Source organism: Polaribacter sp. ALD11 (genome assembly GCF_002831685.1).
GTDB lineage: Bacteria > Bacteroidota > Bacteroidia > Flavobacteriales > Flavobacteriaceae > Polaribacter.
Genome location: NZ_CP025119.1, coordinates 1,109,446 through 1,132,286, shown reverse-complemented (window position 1 = coordinate 1,132,286; position 22,841 = coordinate 1,109,446). Strand labels below are relative to the sequence as shown.

Sequence of the window (22,841 nt, the reverse complement as noted above, 5' to 3'; positions counted from 1 at the left end):
TTAGGTTAGTAAATCTCTAAATTTTAAATCTCCTTTTTTATTTAAACGAGAAAGTGTTTTTAAGAAAGCAATGGCAGTTATATAAGCATCTCCACTAGCTGTATGACGATCGCTTTTAGAAATATTCAATTCATCACACAAGTTGTCTAATGAATACTGTTTTTCTTCGTTTTGATAAATTGTGTGTTTAGATTTTTTATAAAGAAGCGCTGTATCTATCGTTTTATTTAAAAGTTTAGGTAGTTTATTTCTCTTTAAAATTTCGTTTATCATTTGTACATCAAAATTTACATGATGCCCTACCAAAACGGCATTACCGATATATTTTATAAAAAGCTTTAAAGCTGTAGCTTCAGTAGTTTTTTCAATTTCACCTTCTTTTAAAATTCCGTGAATGGGTACTGTTTCAGCTTTAAAGACCTTTTGTTTAATATAAACTTCAAAGGAATCATTAACATTAAGAATATTGTCTTTTAGAGAGACTGCTCCTATAGAAAGCACTCTATCTTTTTTTATTAAAAAACCAGTTGTCTCTGTGTCAAAAACAACAAACCTCGTTTCTTTTATTGAAAGTTTTTTTGTGTTATTAATGCTTTCTTGATACGCTAAAAAATAATTAGGTAGCAGCAGTTTTTCTTTTTTACGAAACCAATTAAATATCATAGTTCTCTTATATTGTTAAACTATATCTTATAGAAAGTACCTCTTGAATTTCTCGAATAGGTTTAAAACATCTTTTTAGTTTTAATTTTTCTTCTTTAGTTAAAGACTCTAACTGTATAAATTTACCAGAATCATTGTGTAGTATTCCTTGTTTTGTTTTAAATTTTAATAATGCTTTAAAAGCATAGGAACAAGATTCATATAATTCTTTGTTTTGAGGCTCTATTTCTGCTAACCTTTCAAAACGTTGTGCAGTATTATTAATTTCTGAAATATTATTTGACAAGATTAAAAGTCTAGCGGCATTAATTAACGGAATTAAGGCTCTTGTTTTTATATTAAAAGAATCTTTATGATCTCCATTGTTTTCAACTAAAAACTGTTTAAAAAAACCTAATGGAGAAGGGCTTGCAATGGCTTCTTTTCCTAAAAAAGTAAATAAACGACTGCTTTTATTCAATGTTTTAAAAATACTTTTTGTTAGTTCTTTAGGCAACGTAATGTCACCATAAACATGATTAAAATCAAAGAAAATTGAAGATAGTAAAATGGCTTTTTCATCGATATTAACAATCCAATCGGTAAACTGGTTTTTCCATTTAGATAAAGACATACACCATTCTGGGTTGCTCGCCATCATTTCTGCAGGACAATATTCGTAACCAATTTTATGAAGCGACTTTGTAACATGGCCTGCTAATTTTAAAAAATACTTTTTGGTTTCTAAATACTGTTCAGGGGCAGTATCTTCAAAAATTAAAGCATTGTCTTGGTCTGTATATAAGAGTTGTTCTTTTCTGCCTTGGCTACCTAGTGCCAACCAGGAAAATTTTACTGGCGGAGGTGTATCCATCTTTTTTAAAGAAAGTTCAATGACTCTTATCGTTACACTGTCATTTATTTCTGAAATAATTTTAGAAATATGCGATAATGGAATGTTTTGTTCTAAATATAGCTTTAAAAGCAGGTTTGCCTTATTTCTAATTTTACGAATCTCTTTCGTTTTTTTAGCTCGTTTAATTTCTTTTAAAATAACGGTTGGGTTGTTTCCTAGTGAAGCTAATACATCATGGTTTGTTAGAATTCCTATTAATGTAGAATTACTAGTACCATCGGCAGTAATACATAAATGACCAACTTTGTGTTTTATCATTTGTAATTGAGCGTCTAAAACTGTTAGATTTTTTGATTGCGTTATAACAGGGGAAGACATAATTTCTTTAACAGAGGTATCTATAGAAAAAAGACCTGTTGCTATTTTATTTTTAATATCACTATTTGTAATAATTCCTTTAGGAAGTCCCTCTTCATCAACAACTACAATACAACCAATTTTTTGAGCACTCATTTTTATAGCAGCCTCTTTAATTGTAGATTTTATAGTACATTTTAAAGGTTTTTTTGTGTAATTAACAGCATGTAAATTAGAATACTCTAAATTATCTTTTGTTATATAATCTGTAAATATGTTGTTGTTTTGTTCATTTGTATAAGGGTCAAAAGAGGTAGAAGCAAAAGAAGTTAATAAGTATTTATTAATTTTAGAGTTTTTATCTGAAACTGCTTCAAAAATGGTAATAGGAATTCCGTAAACAATAGATTCTTCATTAGCAATCGCATCTAAAGAGTAATTCTCATTACTGATTAAAGGTCTTAGACCAAAAATATCTCCACCGTCGCAAATATCTATAAGGGTTTTTTCGTTTTGTAAATTTTTATGTAAACTAATACCTCCATTTCTAACAATGTAAAAATGTTTGTGATTGGTGTCATTTTGATTAAAAAGAACTTTTCCTTTTTCTAAGTATATAATTTTTACTTCGGAAGAAATTTCTAGTATTTTACTAGCAGTTAGTAAATTGAAGGGAGGATAGTTTTTTAAGAAATCGTAAACGCGTTCTGAAATTGTGTTTTTCATCTTTGTTTTATTTGCTGCTGAATTTGATTGTAAACTGAGCAATAATACTCATGAAATCTCGATAATAAAACGTTTTCGAAATTTTCTGTATTTTGAAGAATGTCTAAGTCGAATAATTTAATTGCCGCAACTTCTTCCGTTTGAATATTTAATTCTGAAATTGGGACTTTTAATTCAGCTACAAAAACATGATGATGCTCGTTGTCTTGAATTCCGTTTGCATGTGAAATTTGATGAATTCTTGTACCAATTTTAATAAGATCTTTATCTTCTAGTTTTAACCCAATTTCCTCAAAAACTTCTCTTTTTGCAGAAGCTAAAATTTCTTCACCAGCAGCAACATGTCCTGCAACCGAAATGTCCCACAAACCAGGAAATACTTTCTTGGTCAATACTCTTTTTTGAAGCAATATTTTTTTAGCTGAAGTAAACAACCAAATATGAACCGTGGCGTGAAACCAACCATGTTTATGCGCTTCCGATTTTAAAGCGGTTTTTCCTGTTGGTTTTCCTTCCGGTGTTAAAATATCTATAAATTCGTTCATATAAAAAATTATCATTACGAGGAAGTATAATGAAGCAATCTCTTTAGGAATTAAATAAGATTGCTTCGTTCCTCGTAATGACGCTTTATTTTTTATTCAAAATAAGAAAAAGTTTCTCCGTCTTTGATGTTTAATAATGTTTCATAAATCATTTTAATTACATTTTCTACATCATCTCTATGCACCATTTCTACAGTTGTGTGCATGTATCTTAATGGTAAAGAGATTAATGCAGAAGCAACACCACCATTGCTATACGCAAAAGCATCTGTATCTGTACCGGTTGCTCTAGAAAGTGCAGAACGTTGAAAAGGAATCTTATTCGCTTCGGCGGTTTCTGTAATTAAATCTCGTAATTTTTGTTGAACCGCTGGAGCATAAGCAATAACCGGACCTTTACCTAGTTCTAAAAGGCCTGCTTTTTTAACCTCAATCATTGGCGTTGTTGTGTCGTGCGTTACATCTGTAACAATAGCAACATTTGGCTTTATGGTTTGTGTAATCATTTCTGCACCACGCAAACCAATTTCTTCTTGTACAGAGTTTGTAATGTACAAGCCAAAAGGCAATTCTTTTTTGTTTTCTTTTAATAAACGGGCAACTTCGGCAATCATAAAACCGCCCATTCTGTTGTCTAAAGCTCTACAAACAAATTTGTCTCCGTTTAAAATATGAAACTCATCTGGGTACGTAATTACACAACCAACATGCACACCTAATGCTTCAACTTCTTTTTTTGTAGCACAACCGGTGTCTATAAAAATATTGTCTGGTTTTGGCGCTTCTTCATTAGATTTATCTCTGGTGTGAATTGCTGGCCATCCAAAAACACCTTTTACAATTCCGTTTTTAGTATGAATGTTTACAATTTTACTTGGTGCAATTTGATGATCTGAACCACCATTTCTAATCACGTAAATTAATCCGTTATCTGAAATATAATTTACATACCAAGAAATTTCATCTGCATGCCCTTCAATTACAACTTTGTATTTTGCATCTGGGTTTATAACTCCTACAGCAGAACCATATGTATCTGTGATAAAGGTGTCTACGTAAGGTTTTAGGTAATCCATCCAAATTTTCTGACCTTCCCATTCGTAACCAGTTGGTGCAGCATTATTTAAGTATTTTTCTAAAAATGTAAGCGATTCTTTATTTAATATTGATTTTTTTGTCATGCTATATATGTCTAAATGTTCGTTATTCTTTTAATGTATGTAAAAATAATGCGATTATTTAGGTTTTCCATTAAAAAAATCACAAAAAAATGTAACAAAACTCCTTACTTTTACACTAATCACTGATTCTCGTTTTTACGGGAATTATTCCCGAAGTTTCGGGTCAAAGTTAATCTCTAACAAAAGCTTAGAAGAATAATTTTGAATAAAAATCACTAAAACCAAGAACATGAAGTTAGTAATTGAAAATTTAACAAAGACTTATAAAAACGGCGTAAAAGCAATCGATAATTTAAGTATAGAAATTAGCACAGGAATGTTTGGTTTATTAGGGCCTAATGGCGCTGGAAAATCATCATTAATGAGAACAATTGCGACGTTACAAAGTCCAGATTCGGGTTCAATTACTTTCGATGGTATTAATGTTTTAGAAGACAATCTTTCTTTAAGAAAAGTTTTAGGGTATTTGCCTCAATCTTTTGGTGTATACCCTAAAATGTCTGCAGAAGAATTACTAGATTATTTTGCGGTTTTAAAAGGAATTTCAAATAAAATAGAAAGAAAAGCCATTGTAAAAGAGGTCTTAGAAATTACGAATTTATATGAAGTAAGACGCAAACATGTTGCTGGTTACTCTGGCGGAATGAAACAACGTTTTGGTATTGCACAACTACTTTTAAATAACCCAAAATTAATTATTGTAGATGAGCCAACTGCTGGTTTAGATCCTGCAGAAAGACATAAGTTTTTAAATGTTTTACGTGAAGTTGGTTCTAACTGTATCATTATTTTTTCTACACATATTGTAGAAGATATTAAGGAACTTTGTAATGAAATGGCGATTTTAAATGGAGGGAAAATTTTAAAACATACAACGCCACAAAAAGCAACAGAAGAGTTAGAAAATACAATTTGGACAAAAATTATAGAGAAAGATAATTTAGAAGAAAACATGAAGCTTTATAATGTGTTGTCTAGAAATTTTAACCCAGACAATACGCTAAATATTAGAGTACACGCAACAGTAAAACCTTCGGAAGATTTTGTGGCAGTAAAACCGCAATTAGACGACGTGTATTTTATTGCTTTAAAACAAGATGAACCAGAGTTGGTATAACAGTTAGTAAGAAGATACCTAACCGTCTAAAAATCTAACTTTTTAATCATCTAACAATCAAAAAAAATGTTTTCAACAATATTCAAACAAGAATTAAAGTATTGGTTTAATAGACCTTTATTTTATATATACGCATCAATATTTTTACTCTTAGCCTTCTTTTTATCCGCAACATCTGCTGGTATTTGGGACGGTATTACAGGAACTACAGGTTCTTCTAGAATTGTAAATTCGCCAATTAATGTAAATGGTTTATTTAACGGTTTTACAGTTTTAATTTTCTTTTTATTTCCATCAATTATTGGCGTTTCTATTTATAGAGATTTTAAAAGTGAAATGCACACTATCTTATATTCGTACCCTTTTACAAAAGCAGATTATTTATTCGCAAAGTTTTTTAGCGGTATTGTGGTGGTGTCTGCAATTGTTTTAGGAATTGCTATTGGAATGATTATTGGTTTTCGCTTTCCGGGAACCAATTCCGAAATTGTGGGCGATTTTAATATTATGACTTATTTGCAGACGTATTTGGTTTATATTTTACCAAATGTGTTGTTTTTTGGTGCTGTAGTTTTTGCGGTAGTCACTTTTTCTAGAAATATTGCAGCAGGTTTTATAACCGTAATCATTTTAATGTTTGCGCAAGGAGCAATAGCAAGTATTTTTTCTGAACCAGAACAAGCTAGTTTATTAGCAATTTTAGATCCTTTCGGATCTTCGGCTTCAGATTATTATACTAAATATTGGACTGTTTCTGAACAAAACGAATTACAAACACCAATAAAAGAATTAATTATATACAACAGATTGTTATGGTTGGTTATTTCTTCTTTAATCTTCGGATTGGTTTTTAAGTACTTTAAATTCAGTCAGAATGCCATTTCTATTTCTTTTAGAAAGTCGAAAGGAGAAAGAGTTACAAAGACAAATTTTAGTGGTATTACAACAATTACATTACCAAAAGTAACAAAAGATTTTTCTTTTATTCAGAATTTAAAAACGATGTGGAAATTGTCTAACATCGATTTTAGATATATTTATAAGAGTTTACCTTTTATTTGTATTTTAATAGTGGGTATTTTAATGTTGTTAGGAACGTTGTTTAGTTCTAGCGAAATTTTTGGTACAGACACACTTCCTGTTACGTGGCAAATGTTGGGTGGAGGTAACATTTTTAGTTTACTTGTAATAAATGTATGTACTTTTTTATATGCAGGTATGTTGGTGCAAAGAGCAAGAACTGCTAAAATAAGTCATTTAGTAGATAGCACACCAATACCAAACTGGACGTTGTTATTCTCTAAGTTAATTGCATTGTTAAAAATGCAATTAGTTTTATTAGCAGTAATTATGGTTTCTGGTATGCTTTTTCAAGTTTATAAAGGTTATTATGATTTCGAAATAGGTCATTATATAAAAGAATTATTTGGGTTAAAATTCTTAAACTATTTAGTTTGGGCATTGTTATCAATCTTTATTCAAACATTGGTTAAAAACCAATATTTAGGATTTTTTATTTTATTGATAATTGCCATCGGTACGCCCTTTTTATCTTTAATAGGAATAGAATTATCAATCTTTAAATACAATGAAGGTCCAGGTTATAGTTATTCAGACATGAATGGATATGGTTCTGCTTTATCAAGATATTTATGGTATAAGTTGTATTGGATTTTAGGAGGAACCTTATTACTAATTCTAAGTATTTTAATGTGGGTAAGAGGTTTACCAAGTTCTTTTGTAGAGAGATTAAATATTGCGACAAAACGATTTAAAACGCCGTATAAAGTTAGTTTTATTGTGGTTTTGGTTGCTTTTTTAACTTTAGGAGTTACTATTTATTTAGAAACAAAGGCAGACACTAAAAACTCAGCTTCTAAACAAGCGGAACTAAATGCCGTTAAATGGGAAAAAACATATAAAAAGTACGCAGATTATAAACAACCTAGGGTAGTTGCCGTAAATGCTGATGTGCATATTTTTCCGAAGAAAAAAACGTACAAAGCAAGTGCCATTTATACGCTGGTAAATAAAACGAATAAAGCAATAGATAGTATTTTCTTGAATCATAATTCGTTGGAAAATACCTTTGAATTTAACAAACCAAATAATCTCGTTTTAGAAGACACAGTTTTTAATTTTGATATTTATAAGTTTAATAAAAAAATACAGCCAGGAGATACTTTGCAACTTACAATCAATGTAAAAAGTGAAGAAAACACCATGTTTCAAAAGAAATCTCCTATCAGAGAAAACGGAACATTTATTAATAATTCTTCAATGTTTCCTACTTTAGGATATTCATCTGGAGGAGAATTGACAGATAATAAGACACGTGAAAAGTACGATTTATCGGTTAATAATTTACGTCCGCATCCATCAGACTCTACAGCTTTAGGGAATACGTATATCTCTAAAGACTCAGATTGGATCGATTTTGAAGCAACAGTTTCTACTTCCGAAGACCAAATTGCTATTGCACCAGGATATTTGCAAAAAGAATGGACAGAAGGAAATCGTAAATATTTCCATTATAAAATGGATAGTAAAATATTGAATTTTTATGCATTTAATTCTGCGAGATATGAAGTAAAGAAAGAAATATGGAACGGAATTAGTTTAGAAATTTACTATCACAAACCGCATGATTATAACCTAGATAGAATGATGAAAGGAATGAAAGCTTCGGTTGCTTATAATGCGAAGAATTTTAGCCCATATCAACACAAACAGTTAAGAATTATAGAGTTTCCAAGAACTGCAGGTACTTTTGCACAAGCTTTTGCGAATACAATTCCATTTTCAGAAGGTTTTGGTTTTATTGCAGACGTAGATGAAGAAAATGAAGACGGTGTAGATTATCCTTTTGCTGTTACAGTTCATGAAGTTGCACATCAATGGTGGGCGCATCAAGTAATTGGAGCAGATGTTTTAGGAGCAACAATGCTATCTGAAAGCATGTCTGAATATGTTTCTTTAAAGGTTTTAGAGCATCAACATGGCAAACCGAAGATGCGTAAATTCTTAAAAGATGCTTTAGATGGTTATTTAATGCAACGAACTTTTGAAACTAAGAGAGAAAAACCGTTAATGTATAATGACGGGCAAGGGTATATTCGTTATCAAAAAGGTTCTTTGGTTTTATATGCTTTAAGTGATTATATCGGTGAAGAAAAATTAAACGGAGCGTTAAAAAAATATGTAGAAAAGGTACAGTTTCAAGAGCCACCTTACACAACTTCTATCGAGATGGTTAACTATATTAGAGAAGTAACGCCAGATTCTTTACAATATGTAATAAAAGATATGTTTGAGACGATTACGCTGTATAAAAATAGAATTGTAGCTGTAGAGTCTACCGAATTAGAAAATGGTACCTACCAAGTAGATATTGAGTTTGAAGTTTCTAAATATAGAAATGATGAAAAAGGAAAGAAATTTTATGGAGAAAAAGTAGGTGATACTTTAAGTTATAAAACAGAGAAAATGAGTTCTCCTATTTTATCGCTTCCTTTGGCAGATTATATAGATATTGGTATCTTTTCTAGCGATGAAATAGAAGGGGAAAAGAAGGAAAAACAACTGTATTTTCAAAAACATAAAATAACTCAGATTCATAATAAGATTACAATAATTGTAGCTGAAAAGCCTATTGAAGTAGGGATAGATCCTTACAATAAATTAATAGATACAAAGTCTGACGATAACAGGAGGAAATTATAAAAATATGAAAAGAAAAACCAAAGTAATATCAGCATCAGTATTATTTCTTGTTATTGTTGTATTGCATATTTTAGGACTTTTGTTTTATGATAAATTAGCTTTTTTAACAAAACCATTTATAACAATATCTTTAGCTGTTATTTATTTGCTATCGGTTAATAAAGTGAGCTTTTGGTATGTCTCAGCATTATTTTTCTCTTTTTGGGGAGATACTTTTTTGCTTTTTAAAGAAGCCTTTTTCTTATTCGGACTTGTTTCTTTTTTAATAGCCCATATTTTATACATAAAAATATCTTCGAACTATTTAAAGAAAATAAGCTATAATAAGATTCTTACATATTCAATTCCGTTTGTAATTGCTTTTGGAAGTATCGTTTATTTAATACGAGATAATTTGGGCGAAATGTTAGTTCCTGTAATAATTTATGGACTTATAATCTCTGCTTTTGGTACACTTACTTTGTTAAATTATGTGCAACAAAAAAACACTGAAAACTTATGGTTATTTTTAGGTGCTTTAATTTTTATAATATCAGATAGTCTATTAGCTGTTAATAAGTTTTATGAAGCTAGAGAGGTGTATGGTTTAAGTATAATGATTACTTATATTGTTGCTCAATATCTAATTTGTAAAGCAATGGTGGTAAAAGATTCTTAGAAGAATAGCTCCTACCTAATTAAAAAAATGTTAAATTATAATGTAAATGAAAGTAAATCTTATTTTTTTATTACTGATAGTTAATTTATATTCTTGTAGTACTGGTAAAAAAAATAATTTACAGTTTGTTAGCGAGTTTGTTCTTAAAGATTCAGTATCACTTAAAGGTACAATAATTGGCGGTTTATCTGGTGTAGATTATAGTAATGGGTTTTATTATTTTGTTATAGATGACGCAAACAATCCTAGGTTTGTAAAGGCTATAATTAATATTGATAAAAGAAAAATAACAAGTATTAATTTTAAAGATGTTATTTTTTTAAATGATTCAATCACTAATTTCTATAAAGAAAATAGCTTAGATTTAGAATCTATTTTTGTAGACGAAGAAAAAAAGCAAATTAATTTTTCTACGGAAGGTTCTATTAGAAGAGGAAGCAAGCCAAGTATTTTTACGACAGATTTTAGTGGGAATTTTATTACAGAATATGAATTACCAGAAAGTCTTCAAAATTTAAAAAACATAAAACACAATGGTGTATTAGAAGGCTCTTCTAAAAGTATTGATAAAAAAGGTTTCTGGTCTATAATGGAAGCTCCTTTAAAAAATGATGGAGTAGAACCAACTTTTACTAAAACACAATCTCCTGTTAGAATTACGTATTATAACACTGAAACAAAGAGGGCTACGAAGCAATTTGCATATCAATTAGAGCAAATTACAAAACCTTCGAAAGGGACTGTAAATTTAAACGGAGTAACAGCTATACTCGAATATGATAAAAATAAGTTCTTTATCATCGAAAGAACCTACCAAAGCGGTTATGGAGCTTATGGCAATATTGTCCGAGTTTTTGATGCAGAAGTTACACAAGAAACCTCCAATATTTTAAATGTAAAGTCATTAAAAGAAACAAGCTATTTGCCACTAAAGAAACGTTTGCTTATTAATTTTGAAGATTTAAAAGATAAGTTAACAGAAGGAATTATAGACAATATAGAAGGTGTTACTTTTGGTCCCGTTTTAGAGAATGGCAATCAATCTTTGTTATTAGTTTCAGATGATAATTTTCAGGTGTATGGCAAACAACTAAATCAGTTTATTTTATTAGAAATAGTAAGAGAATAATTGCTATTTTTATCACTTTCAATTCAACTATAAATGATTTTTCAAGGATTTAAAGAGACTATTTTAAAGAAGAAGTTAGATAAGTTATTGTCTAATAGTGAGTTTGGTGGTGCTTCAGCCTTAAAAAAAATACAGACTGTTGGTATTATTACTTCCGAAGAAATTACATCAAAAATAGATTTAAAAGTGGCGGTAGAAGCTGCTTTAGGAATAAAAAATGCTAAAATTTACAGTTTACGTGCGTTTAGTAAAACAGATGAAATTTCTTACAAACACTTTACAGAAAAAGATATCAATTGGAGAGGTCAGTTTACACAAACCAATTTTAAAAGTTTTTTAGAACAACCTTTAGATTTGTTAATTGGGTATTTTAATACCAATAATATTTTTTTAGAAAGTGCTGTTTTACAGTCGAAAGCACAGTTTAAAGTTGGTTTTGCTGCAACAAACTCTAAGCTATATCAAATAGAAATTTCAGAAGAAATAGAGCATGTAGGCGAATTTACTTCAGAATTAAAAAAGTATCTTCAAATTATTAAAAAATTATAAAATTAAACTTACCGTTTAAAGTTGTGTATTCTTCCTATTCTTCAATTTATCCCTAAAAAAATCAATCTTAATAGTGTAATTTTGTCATTCTAAAATATGTATAGAATGCAAAAGTTTATAGGAACAGGAGTTGCTTTAGTTACCCCTTTTAAAGAAGATTTAAGTGTAGATTTTAATGCACTTGTAAAGTTGGTGAATTTCAATATAGAAAACGGTACAAACTATTTAGTAATAAATGGTACAACTGCAGAAAGCGCAACAATTAGTAAAGAAGAAAAACTTCAGATTATAGACCTTATTGTAGCAACAAATGCAGGTAGAGTTCCTTTAGTTTTGGGGATTGGAGGAAACAATACTTTAGAAGTTGTAAAAGATATAAAAACTACAGATTTAAGTAATATTGATGGTATTTTGTCTGTTGTACCTTATTATAGTAAACCAACACAAGAAGGTTTTTATCAGCATTTTAAAACATTGGCAGCGGCAACAGAAAAGCCAATTATATTATACAACGTTCCTGGTAGAACAGCAAAAAATATGGACGCTAGAACAACTATTCGTTTGGCAAATGATTTTACCAATATAGTAGGAGTGAAGGAAGCAGGGAATAATATGCAGCAATATTTAGAGTTGTTGAAAAACAAACCAGCAGATTTTTTAGTTATTTCTGGTGATGATGATTTGGCCTTGGGAATAACACTAGCAGGTGGTGCAGGAGTTATTTCTGTGATTGGACAAGCATATCCAAAAGAATTTTCTACTTTAATTAATTGTGGTTTAAATGGCGAAAATAAAGAAGGTTATGCAATTCATTTTAAGATGATGGAGATAATAGACTTAATTTTTGAAGAAAATAATCCGGCAGGAATAAAAACAGTTTTGCAAGAATTAGGAATTTGTAGAAACGAAGTTCGTTTACCTTTAGTGAAGGCTTCTGAAGAATTACATGGCAAAATTGCCAATTATGTAAAAACCTTTTCGTTTTAGATTAATTATAAATAGGTAGAAATCTAATTTTATATTAAAATTAATACATTTTAATGCCTAAATTTGATTTACAAAATTAAAACAAAGAATATGTTATCACCAATTATAGAAGAAGCACTTAATAACCAAATTACAGTAGAAGCACAGTCATCTCAAGTTTATTTATCGATGGCTTCTTGGGCTGAGGTTCTAGGCTTTGAAGGTGTTGCTCAATTTATGTATGCACATTCAGACGAAGAAAGAATGCACATGTTAAAGTTGGTGAAGTTTGTAAATGAACGCGGCGGACATGCAAAAATATCTCAATTAGAAGCACCACCTGTTCAATTTGGTTCTTTTAAAGAAATGTTTCAAGAATTATTTAACCATGAAGTAAAGGTTTCTGAGTGCATAAACGATTTGATTGATATCTGTTTACAAGAAAAGGACCATGCAACACATAATTTTTTACAATGGTATGTTTCAGAACAAATTGAAGAAGAGGCACTTGCGAGAAATATTCTAGATAAAATAAACTTAATAGGAGATGATAAAGGTGGTTTCTATCTTTTCGATAACGATATAAAATCGTTGGTAGCAGCACCTACAACTCAGCTTTAAGATTAACAAACTTTTAGTATCTAAAGTCTCTTTTTATTAGTTTTTTTATAGATTATTGTGGTACACAATTAACTGTGTTAAAAAACGTTTTATTAATCCATAATTAATCACTAATTTTGCCCGATGCAAAAAATTAAAAATTTAGCGTATTTATTGGTCTTTAGTTTACTACTATCTTCTTGTGGTGAATACCAAAAAATATTAAATAAAGGTACCTCTGAAGAGCAGTATAAGATGGCTGTTAAAATGTACGAAAGTCAGAAATACAGTAAAGCTTTGCGTTTATTCGAAAAAGTTACGCCATCTTACAGAGGGAAACCTCAAATGGAACGTATTTCATTTATGATTGCGCAGTCTAATTTTAACGAAAAGAATTACAGTATTGCAGGTTATTATTTTGATCGTTTCACAAATAATTACCCAAAAAGTTCTAAAAGAGAAGAAGCTGCATTTTTATCTGCTTACAGTTATAAGTTAGCGTCTCCTCGTTTTAGTATCGATCCAACAGATACAAATAAAGCTTTAGAATCTTTCCAAAGTTTTATAAATACGTATCCTGCTTCAGATAAAATTGATGAAGCGAATAAATACTATTCAGAATTAAGAGCGAAGTTAGAAAAGAAATACTTTGAAATAGCAAAGACCTATTATAGAACAGCAGGATACGATTTAAGAAATTACAAAGCGGCAATACAAGCGTTTGATAATTTGTTAGAAGATTTTCTAGGTACAAAATATAAAGAAGAAGCTTTATATTTTAGATTTAAGGCAGCACATGATTTTGTTTTAAAAAGTTACGATAGAAGAAAGGAAGAAAGAATAGCTGATGCAATTGATGCTTATGAGAAGTTAAAGAAAAGTTTTCCAGAGTCTCAATATATGGAAGATTCTAATTTAATGTTAGCAACGTTACAAACTGAAAAAACAAGAATTGATGCTTTAGTTGCAAAGCAAAAAGAGTTCGAAAATTTACAAAAGAAATAATTATTAGAGATGGATTATAAAGATACAAAAGCACCGTTAAGTACTATTACTTACGACAAAAATGAGATTGAAGCGCCAACAGAAAATATTTATAAGGCAATTTCTATCATTGCAAAAAGAGCTAATCAAATTAATTCTGATTTAAAAAGAGAATTGGTAGATAAGTTAGATGAATTTGCAACGTATAATGATTCTTTAGAAGAAGTATTTGAAAATAAAGAGCAAATAGAAGTTTCTAAATTTTACGAAAGATTACCTAAACCAACGGCAATGGCTGTTGAAGAGTGGTTAAATGGTAAAGTGTATTTCAGAACTCCAGAAACAGAGTAATGTCTGTCTTAAAAGAAAAGAAGATTCTTTTAGGAATAACTGCTGGTATTGCAGCATATAAAACGGCTAGTTTAGTTCGTTTATTTATAAAATTAGGCGCAGAAGTCAAAGTTATTATGACTCCTGCGTCTAAAGATTTTATAACACCTCTTACACTTTCTACACTTTCTAAAAACCCAGTTCTATCTACTTTTTATTCTAAAGAAGATGAAAATGAATTGTGGAATAATCACGTAGATTTAGGTCTTTGGGCAGATTATATGGTAATTGCGCCAGCTACCGCAAATACCTTGTCTAAAATGACAAATGGAACTTGCGATAATTTGTTGTTAGCAACTTACTTATCTGCAAAATGTCCTGTTTATTTTGCACCTGCAATGGATTTGGATATGTATATCCATCCATCAACCAAAGAAAGTTTAGAAAAATTACAAGATTTTGGCAACATTCTAATTCCTGCAACGTCAGGCGAACTAGCAAGTGGTTTAGTTGGCGAAGGTAGAATGGCAGAAACCGAAGACATTGTGTCATTTATAGAAAATGATATACTCTCTAATTTGCCTTTAAAAGGAAAAAAAGTATTAATAACTGCAGGCCCAACGTATGAAGCGATAGATCCTGTACGTTTTATAGGAAATCATTCTTCAGGAAAAATGGGATTTGCAATTGCAAATGCTGCTGCTAATTTAGGCGCAGAAGTCTACTTAATTTCTGGTCCAAGCAATCAACAAATAAAACATTCTTTCGTTCACAGAATAGATGTAGTCTCTGCGGAAGAAATGTACAATGCAGCTCATACATATTTTAAAGATGTAGATATTGCCATACTTTCTGCTGCTGTAGCAGATTATAAACCAAAAAACATTGCTTCTCAGAAAATAAAAAAGACAGCTGCTACGTTAGAGATTTTGTTAACACCAACAAAAGATATTTTAGCTTCTTTGGGTAAAATTAAGAAGCATCAATTTTTGGTGGGTTTTGCTTTAGAAACCAATAACGAATTAGAAAATGCAAAAGGCAAGCTAAAAAGAAAGAATTTAGATGCAATTGTTTTAAATTCGTTACAAGATAAAGGTGCTGGTTTTGCAACAGACACAAATAAAATTACTATTATTGATAAAGATTTTAATGAGCAACCATTTGAATTAAAGTCTAAAGTTGAAGTAGCTAAAGATATTATAAACGAAATTGTAAAAAGAATATCTTAATAATCTTGTTCCCCTCGAGCGCAGTCGAGAGGTTTAAAGTAAGGTTTCGACTGCGCTCGACCAGACAATAAAAACAAAAGAAGTGCAAAAAATCTTAATTATTTTCTTATTATTTTCAGTCTCTGTGTTAAAATCACAAGAATTAAACTGTTTGGTAACTGTGAATTCAGACCAAGTTGCAGGTTCTAACAAACAAGTATTTACAACCTTACAAAGGTCTTTGAATGAATACATCAATCAAACAAAATGGACAGATAGAGTTGTAAAACCAGAAGAACGTGTAGATTGTGCAATGACAATTATTATTACTTCTAGAAACAATAACAATTTTACGGCAACACTTCAAGTGCAATCTACAAGACCTGTTTACGGTTCTAGTTATGCATCGCCAATATTAAATATAAAGGACAATGAATTCAGTTTTAAATACAATGAATTTGATCCTTTAATTTATAATAAGAATTCTTTTGATAGCAATTTAGTTTCTACGATTGTCTTTTATGCAAATGTAATTTTAGGAGTAGATGCAGATACTTTTGCTAAATTTGGTGGTGAAGCAGAATTAAAAGAAGCACAAAATGTAATGTTACAAGCACAACAAAGCGGACTTTCTTCTTGGCAAAATGTGGTGGGTAAACAAAACAGGTATTTATTGATAGATAATTTAATGTCTCCAAAACTGAAAGCGTATAGAAATTTACTTTATAACTATCATAGAAATGGTTTTGATAATTTAGTAGGTGCTAAGGCTTCTGCACAACAGAGTATTGAGGATAGTGTAATTTCTTTAGAGAGTATTTATAACAAAACAGTAGGTAATTATTTAATTAGACTGTTTTTTGATGCAAAAGCAGATGAGATTGTAAGTATGTATTCTGAAAGTACACAAACAAGAAATAAAAAACGTTTGATACAAACTGTCAGAAAAATTTCTCCGAATAATAATTCTAAGTGGAGAAAGTTAGATTAAAATCAACAAATTTTCATTAATTTTATCTTCTAAAAATTAGTCAATTTGCTTACACAATTATCCATAAATAATTACGCTTTAATCGATCATTTAAGTATCGATTTCTCCTCTGGTTTATCAATAATTACTGGTGAAACTGGTGCAGGAAAATCTATTTTATTAGGTGCTTTAGGGCTGGTTTTAGGAAACCGTGCAGATTTATCTTCATTAAAAGATACGTCTACAAAATGCGTTGTAGAAGCAAAAGTTGCCATTTCTAATTACAATTTACAAGATTTTTTTAATTCTGTAGATTTAGATTATGAAGCAGAAACTATTATTAGAAGAGAAATTCTTCCTTCAGGTAAATCGAGAGCTTTTGTAAATGACACGCCAGTTAATTTATCGGTTTTAAACGAATTAAGAGCAAAGTTGATTGATGTACACTCACAACATCAAACGATGCAATTGTCTGATAATAATTTTCAGTTTGCTATTTTAGATGCTTTGGCAAAAAATACACCAAGAATCGATTCTTACAAAAGAGGTTTTTTACAATTAAATAAATTAAGAAAAGAGCTATCAAAATTAGAAGTTCAACAAAAAGAATCAAATCAACAATACGAATATAATTTACACCTTTTTAAGGAATTAGAAGAAGCTAAAATTATAGCTGACGAGCAAGAAGTTTTAGAAGAAAAACTAGAGAAGCTTAACAATATAGAAGCTATTAAAGATAATTTGTCTGAAGCGTTAGAGCTTACGGTTAATGAAGAAATAGGAATTCAGAATTTACTAAATACCTTAGAAAATAGATTGACAAAAATTTCTTCCTTTTCTAAAGAGTATCAAGAAATTTCAGAAAGAGTTACTTCTGTAAAAATAGAAATAGATGATATTGTTGCAGAATTAGAAAATGCGAACGAAAGCGTAGATTTTAATCCGAATGAAGCCGAAGAAATTAATGATAGATTGCAGTTGTTGTATAATTTACAAAAAAAACACGCTGTAAATTCAAACAAAGAATTGATAGTTGTTTTCGAAGAAATTTCAGATAAAGTGGTTGCAGTAGAATCTGCCGATGAATTTATCAATAAAAAACAACAAGAAATAGATTCAGTTTCAGAAAAGTTAGACTCAGTTGCAGAAAAAATAACAAAAGCAAGAACTACAGCAATACCTAAATTAACAAAAGAGTTGCAAGTTTTGCTAACTGATTTAGGAATGGAAAATGCCCGTTTTTCAATTAAAATTAAATCTACTAAAACTTATTTTTCAAACGGAAAAGATGAATTAGAATTTTTGTTTTCAGCAAATAAAGGTGGCAATTTTGGCGAGCTTAAAAAAGTAGCTTCTGGTGGAGAATTGTCTAGAATTATGCTGTCTGTAAAGAAAGTATTGTCTGAAAACACCCAATTACCAACCATCATTTTCGATGAAATAGATACTGGTGTTTCTGGTGAGGTTTCAAATAAAATAGCAGCCATTATGCAACAAATGAGCAATAATATGCAAGTAATTGCAATTACTCATTTACCTCAAATTGCAGCTAAAGGAAGCAATCATTACAAAGTATATAAAGAAGAAATTAAAGGAGTTACCACTACAAATTTAAAGGAATTATCTACAGAAGAACGTATTATAGAAATTGCAGAAATGCTAAGTGGTAAAGATATTTCCGATTCTGCACTTACACACGCTAAAGAGTTGTTAAATTAGAAAAGAACACCATAAAAAAAGATGTATTTGAAGCTATTTCCTGCTTTTCACTATATCTTTTTTATGAAAAATAAAAAAGGATGCCGTTTCAATCAGGGCTAAGCAAGTTTATCTGCTTTTAGAAAACTTTAAAAAGTATGGCAAGTATTAAAACATTGAAACTAAACTTCTCTATAATAATACCAGTTTACAACCGTCCACAAGAAATAGACGAGCTGTTAGAAAGTCTAACAAAACAAGATTTCTCTGATGATTTTGAAGTCTTGATTGTAGAAGATGGTTCTAGCCAAAAAAGCGAAGTGATTGTCGGAAAATATAAAAATCAGCTTCATTTAAAATATTTTTTTAAAGAAAACAGTGGAGCAGGAGCAAGTCGAAATTACGGGATGCAAAAAGCTTCAGGAAATTATTTTATCATTTTAGATTCAGATGTAATTGTTCCGAAACAATATTTGTTTGAAGTAAAAAAAGTTTTAGAAAATAATTTTACAGACGCCTTTGGTGGCCCAGATGCTGCACATGAAAGTTTTACTTCTTTACAGAAAGCAATAAATTATGCCATGACTGCCGTTTTAACAACTGGCGGAATTCGTGGAAAAAAACAAGCCGTTGGCAAATTTCAACCAAGAAGCTTTAATCTCGGATTGTCGAAAATAGCATTTGAAAAAACACAAGGTTTCTCTAAAATGAAAAACGGAGAAGATATCGATCTAACATTTAGATTGTGGGTTAATGGCTTCGAAACACAGCTTATAGAAAAAGCATTTGTCTATCATAAACGCAGGAGTTCTTTAAAACAGTTTTTTAAACAAACTTTTGGTTTTGGTACAGCAAGACCAATTTTGAATACAAAATACCCAGAAACGACAAAACTTACCTATTGGTTTCCAAGTTTGTTTATTATTGGGTTCGCTGCAAGTATTTTCTTTTTGCTCTTCGGGTACTCACAATTACTTTATTTTTTTGGATTTTATTTTTTACTAATTTTTATAGATTCTCTAATTCAAAATAAGGACTTAAAAGTTGCTTTTTTAAGTATAATTACTACTCTAACTCAATTTTTAGGTTATGGTTTCGGTTTTTTGAAATCACAATTGTTTCCTAGCAAATAATTTAGGCAATAGACACCTGTAATATAAAGTTGCAATTAATATTTTGAAATATTATAGTAGAAAAATAAGATTATATTTATTTAATCACTTTTAAAATTTCCTTAATTGTTTCAGAATCTGATACTGTTTGCGAGTTATTTCCAAAGTAAATATTCTTTTCATCACTACTAATTTTTGATGCAGAGGTGTGAATTTCTCGAAAACCAGCAGCTCTAAAAAGATGCACATTTTTTATGCTAATTCCACTTCCTGGAAGAATAATTAATTGATTTCCTGCAATGCTTTGTAATTCTTTTAGTAAATCAATTCCATCTGCTGCTTTTACTTGCAAGCCAGAAGTAAGAATTCTATCTACTTTTAAATTTATTAATATTTCCAAAGCTTTTTTAGGATTTGGAACACAATCAAAAGCTCTATGAAACGTAAAATATAGTGGTTTTGCAAGTGCTATTAATTCACTAGTTCTTTCAATATCAATAGAATTATCAGTATTTAAAACGCCAGAAACAATACCGTTAAAGCCTAATTCTTTACAGAGCTTAATATTGTTTTTTATAATTTGAAATTCATCATCGGAATAACAAAAATCACCACTTCTTGGTCTCATTAAAACATGAACGGGAATCGAGATTTCTTCAGAAACTTTTTTTAAGAGTCCGTAAGAAGGGGTAATACCCCCAACAGAAAGCTCAGAACAGAGTTCAATTCTATCAGCTCCTGATTTTTCGGCATTTATTGCAGATCGATAAGAGTTTGCGCAGATTTCTAATTTCATTTATGCTAAATTTATTTCAGTACCTTTCTAGTAAACCTCACAGGTTTTTAAAAGTTGTAAGGTTTCTATAGGTGCTTACTCAACTATAATCTCGTCAATAAAAGTCCAAGCTTTATTTACCGTACCTTGTTTTCCTTTTGGTATAATTCCGTAATTAGGAATTGTAATTTTTAAAGATGTTGATTTGGTTTTTTTATCTTTCGGATAAAATTTAGACACATTTATATCAAAATTAACGAATAAAGAATCTCTGTTTTTAATTTTACTTTTTGATGAAATAGTTTTTCCATCTTCTAATTTCAATTGTAAATTAAATTCTTTAGGCGCATAAATCCATTGTCCGTTTGCATTGTAAAAACGTGTAGCAATTGAGTTGATTTCAGTTGGTTTATCAAATTGAATAGTTATTTCAACATCATCACCATTAAAACCCAACCATTCTTTATCACCATAACGGTCATTACTTCCAGAAACTCCGTTAATTAAAGCTTTAATACCACCTAAATTATATGCTTTATTAGGTTTTACATTTAAAGAAATCTTCTGTCCAATTGCCTTATGCTTCTTAATTTTTTCTGTAAATATGTAACTTATCATTGTAATTTTATTAAAGCTAGCTGCTTTAATAATGGTGTTTTTCTCAATTAAGATAGGCTTTTTATAAACCGCAGAATTCAAAGTAGGATCCGTTCCGTCTGTCGTAAATCTAATGTTTTGATCGTTAGAAGAAGCTTCTAAAACATAGAATAATTTATTATCTATAAAATTAACATTACCGCTAATTTCATATAAATGATTGGCATAATTTACATCTAGCTTGTCTAATTTCTTTTGAAAATAAATTAAACGTTTTTTAAAATCTTCATAGTTTTTGTTTTCAGCAGAACTCCAAACAACCTCACTTAAAGCCACCATTCTAGGGAAAGCCATATATTCAACTTTGTTAGAAGTTTGCATATATTCTGTCCAAATATTTCCTTGAGCTCCCAAAACGTATGCACTTTCTTCTTTTGTTAATTCTTCAGGAATCGGATTGAAGCTATATACTTTTTCTAATGGAAGAAAGCCCCCAATTGCAAGAGGTTCATTCTTATTAGTCGCTTGATAATGATCGAAGTAACAATGAGTATTAGGCGTTAAAATTACATTGTGCTTTTGTTTTGCAGCTTCTACAGCACCACTAATTCCTCGCCAAGACATCACGGTTGCATTTGGTGCCAAACCCCCTTCTAAAATTTCATCCCAACCAATAATTTGTTTTCCTTTAGAGTTGATGTATTTTTCCATTCTAGTGATAAAATAACTTTGCAACTCATGTTCATCTTTTAAACCTTCTTTTTTAATTAATTTCTGACAATGGTTACATTCTTTCCATCTTGTTTTCGGAGCTTCATCTCCACCAATATGAATGTATTTACCCGGAAATAAAGTTATTACTTCATCAATTACGTCTTCTAAAAATTTAAAAGTTGTTTCTTTCGGACAGTAAATGTCATCAAAAACACCCCATTTTGTGGCTACTTCAATTTGTTCTCCAGTACAACTTAATTCAGGATAAGCACTAATTGCAGCTTGTGCGTGACCAGGCATTTCAATTTCTGGAATTATAGTTATTTGTCTTTCCGAAGCATACTTTACCACCTCTTTTATTTGTTCTTGTGTGTAAAAACCTCCGTATTTTTTACCATCAAATTTATGAGGTTGATCAGAATAACTTCCAATTAATGTTTCATCTCTATAGGCAGCAATTTCTTGAAGTTTCGGATATTTCTTAATCTCGATGCGCCAACCTTGATCTTCAGTAAGATGCCAGTGAAATGTATTCAACTTTAACATCGACATAATATTGATGAATTTTTTGATAAAATCTACAGAGAAAAAATGACGGCCAACATCTAAATGCATTCCGCGATATTTAAATTGAGGTGCATCTTTAATTTCTAAACACTGAATTGCAATTTCCTTTCTATTGGAGTTTTCAAAATCAATAGGCAAGAGTTGGGTTAATGTCTGGAAAGCATAGAAAGCACCTTTTTGAGATTTTGCAGAAATTAAAATTTCTTCTGGTGTTATTTTTAAATGATATCCTTCAATATTAGTTATTAAAGGATCAATTTTAAAATGAATACTATTTTTAGAAGTGTTGTTTAGTTTTATTTTATTGCCACCTTCAATATAACTTTTAAAAAGATTTGAAACTTCTTTTAATTCTTCATCGAAGGTTAGTTTTGTATCACTATTTAGTAAAAAAACTCCTTTTGTTATAATTTGTTCTGATGGAATTGGAATAATTGAAGGAGTAATTGCTACTTCACTTTTATTAAAACATGCTGTTAGCAGTAAAACTAAAGTTATGTACATTATAGTTTCTGTTATTCGTCTAAAAACACCCATTTTCTTGTTGATTGATTATCGTTCTCTTGCTAAGCTATATAAATTTTTGTAATTATACAACTAGAAAAAAGTATCTACTAGTTTTAATTTTTCAGTCTTTTATATTTCATAGAATGAAAAGAGAATAGCTTTATAACTATATAAATGAAAGAGTCTTTTAAGGTTAAAAAATGAAGGTAATGATAAGTGATAGTATAGGAAGCTACTTTTTTAAAACTTAGAATTGTTGTTTAAAATTATAAATAATCTGAACAGGAAATAAATTTCATAAAAACCTGTTAGTTAAAAAATAGTCAATCA

The 22,841-nt window shown here is 30.0% G+C and carries 19 protein-coding genes; 13 read left to right on the top strand and 6 right to left on the bottom strand.

Annotated elements, in window-relative coordinates:
* The 4 genes from CW731_RS05035 to CW731_RS05020 form a co-directional block, all read right to left on the bottom strand.
* Complete coding sequence (locus CW731_RS05035; protein WP_232734727.1) at positions 1-663, bottom strand: PolC-type DNA polymerase III; 663 nt, start codon at positions 661-663, stop codon at positions 1-3.
* A gap of 7 nt (positions 664-670) precedes the next feature.
* Positions 671-2,581, bottom strand: a complete 1,911-nt coding sequence (locus CW731_RS05030) for a DUF294 nucleotidyltransferase-like domain-containing protein (protein WP_100945698.1) — start codon at positions 2,579-2,581, stop codon at positions 671-673.
* The gene (locus CW731_RS05025; RefSeq protein WP_232734726.1) at positions 2,578-3,141 is read right to left on the bottom strand and encodes an NUDIX domain-containing protein; all 564 of its coding nucleotides are present in this window, start codon (positions 3,139-3,141) and stop codon (positions 2,578-2,580) included. The genes CW731_RS05030 and CW731_RS05025 overlap by 4 nt, the downstream gene beginning before the upstream one ends.
* A 77-nt stretch (positions 3,142-3,218) precedes the next feature.
* A complete protein-coding gene (locus tag CW731_RS05020) occupies positions 3,219-4,307 on the bottom strand; it encodes a M42 family metallopeptidase (protein ID WP_100945696.1) in 1,089 nt (362 codons plus the stop codon).
* A gap of 229 nt (positions 4,308-4,536) precedes the next feature.
* Here CW731_RS05020 and CW731_RS05015 point away from each other — a divergent pair, with 229 nt between their 5' ends.
* From CW731_RS05015 to CW731_RS04955, 13 genes are all read left to right on the top strand, one after another.
* Positions 4,537-5,424, top strand: a complete 888-nt coding sequence (locus tag CW731_RS05015; RefSeq protein ID WP_100945695.1) for an ABC transporter ATP-binding protein — start codon at positions 4,537-4,539, stop codon at positions 5,422-5,424.
* A 66-nt stretch (positions 5,425-5,490) separates the two neighbouring features.
* On the top strand, positions 5,491-9,147 hold the full coding sequence (locus tag CW731_RS05010) for a M1 family aminopeptidase (protein WP_100945694.1): 3,657 nt from the start codon (positions 5,491-5,493) through the stop codon (positions 9,145-9,147).
* A gap of 4 nt (positions 9,148-9,151) precedes the next feature.
* On the top strand, positions 9,152-9,805 hold the full coding sequence (locus tag CW731_RS05005; RefSeq protein ID WP_100945693.1) for a lysoplasmalogenase: 654 nt from the start codon (positions 9,152-9,154) through the stop codon (positions 9,803-9,805).
* 46 nt (positions 9,806-9,851) lie between these two features.
* Positions 9,852-10,934: an esterase-like activity of phytase family protein gene (locus tag CW731_RS05000; RefSeq protein ID WP_100945692.1), complete on the top strand. Its 1,083-nt coding sequence runs from the start codon at positions 9,852-9,854 to the stop codon at positions 10,932-10,934.
* Between the two features lie 33 nt (positions 10,935-10,967).
* Positions 10,968-11,483 carry a hypothetical protein gene (locus tag CW731_RS04995; protein WP_100945691.1) on the top strand — a complete coding sequence of 172 codons (516 nt, stop codon included), beginning with the start codon at positions 10,968-10,970 and terminating at the stop codon, positions 11,481-11,483.
* 105 nt (positions 11,484-11,588) lie between these two features.
* Positions 11,589-12,470, top strand: coding sequence for a 4-hydroxy-tetrahydrodipicolinate synthase (gene dapA / locus CW731_RS04990; protein ID WP_100945690.1), 882 nt, complete (start codon positions 11,589-11,591; stop codon positions 12,468-12,470).
* 90 nt (positions 12,471-12,560) lie between these two features.
* Entirely contained in the window at positions 12,561-13,070 is a 510-nt protein-coding gene (locus CW731_RS04985) for a ferritin (protein ID WP_100945689.1), read from the top strand.
* Between the two features lie 123 nt (positions 13,071-13,193).
* Positions 13,194-14,054: an outer membrane protein assembly factor BamD gene (locus CW731_RS04980; protein WP_100945688.1), complete on the top strand. Its 861-nt coding sequence runs from the start codon at positions 13,194-13,196 to the stop codon at positions 14,052-14,054.
* A gap of 9 nt (positions 14,055-14,063) precedes the next feature.
* Complete coding sequence (locus CW731_RS04975; RefSeq protein WP_100945687.1) at positions 14,064-14,384, top strand: DNA-directed RNA polymerase subunit omega; 321 nt, start codon at positions 14,064-14,066, stop codon at positions 14,382-14,384.
* Positions 14,384-15,592 carry a bifunctional phosphopantothenoylcysteine decarboxylase/phosphopantothenate--cysteine ligase CoaBC gene (gene coaBC, locus CW731_RS04970; protein ID WP_100945686.1) on the top strand — a complete coding sequence of 403 codons (1,209 nt, stop codon included), beginning with the start codon at positions 14,384-14,386 and terminating at the stop codon, positions 15,590-15,592. Before CW731_RS04975 ends, coaBC begins: the two co-directional genes overlap by 1 nt.
* An 82-nt stretch (positions 15,593-15,674) precedes the next feature.
* Positions 15,675-16,562, top strand: coding sequence for a DUF4835 family protein (locus tag CW731_RS04965; protein ID WP_100945685.1), 888 nt, complete (start codon positions 15,675-15,677; stop codon positions 16,560-16,562).
* A gap of 45 nt (positions 16,563-16,607) precedes the next feature.
* Positions 16,608-18,260, top strand: a complete 1,653-nt coding sequence (gene recN / locus CW731_RS04960) for a DNA repair protein RecN (protein ID WP_100945684.1) — start codon at positions 16,608-16,610, stop codon at positions 18,258-18,260.
* Positions 18,261-18,397: 137 nt separating this feature from the next.
* Positions 18,398-19,372 (top strand): glycosyltransferase family 2 protein, encoded by a 975-nt coding sequence (locus tag CW731_RS04955; RefSeq protein ID WP_100945683.1) that lies wholly within the window; start codon positions 18,398-18,400, stop codon positions 19,370-19,372.
* 76 nt (positions 19,373-19,448) lie between these two features.
* Here CW731_RS04955 and CW731_RS04950 read toward each other — a convergent pair whose 3' ends face one another.
* Positions 19,449-20,147 (bottom strand): copper homeostasis protein CutC, encoded by a 699-nt coding sequence (locus tag CW731_RS04950; RefSeq protein ID WP_100945682.1) that lies wholly within the window; start codon positions 20,145-20,147, stop codon positions 19,449-19,451.
* Positions 20,148-20,222: 75 nt separating this feature from the next.
* Positions 20,223-22,508, bottom strand: a complete 2,286-nt coding sequence (locus CW731_RS04945) for a beta-N-acetylhexosaminidase (protein WP_232734725.1) — start codon at positions 22,506-22,508, stop codon at positions 20,223-20,225.
* Positions 22,509-22,841: the final 333 nt, after the last annotated feature.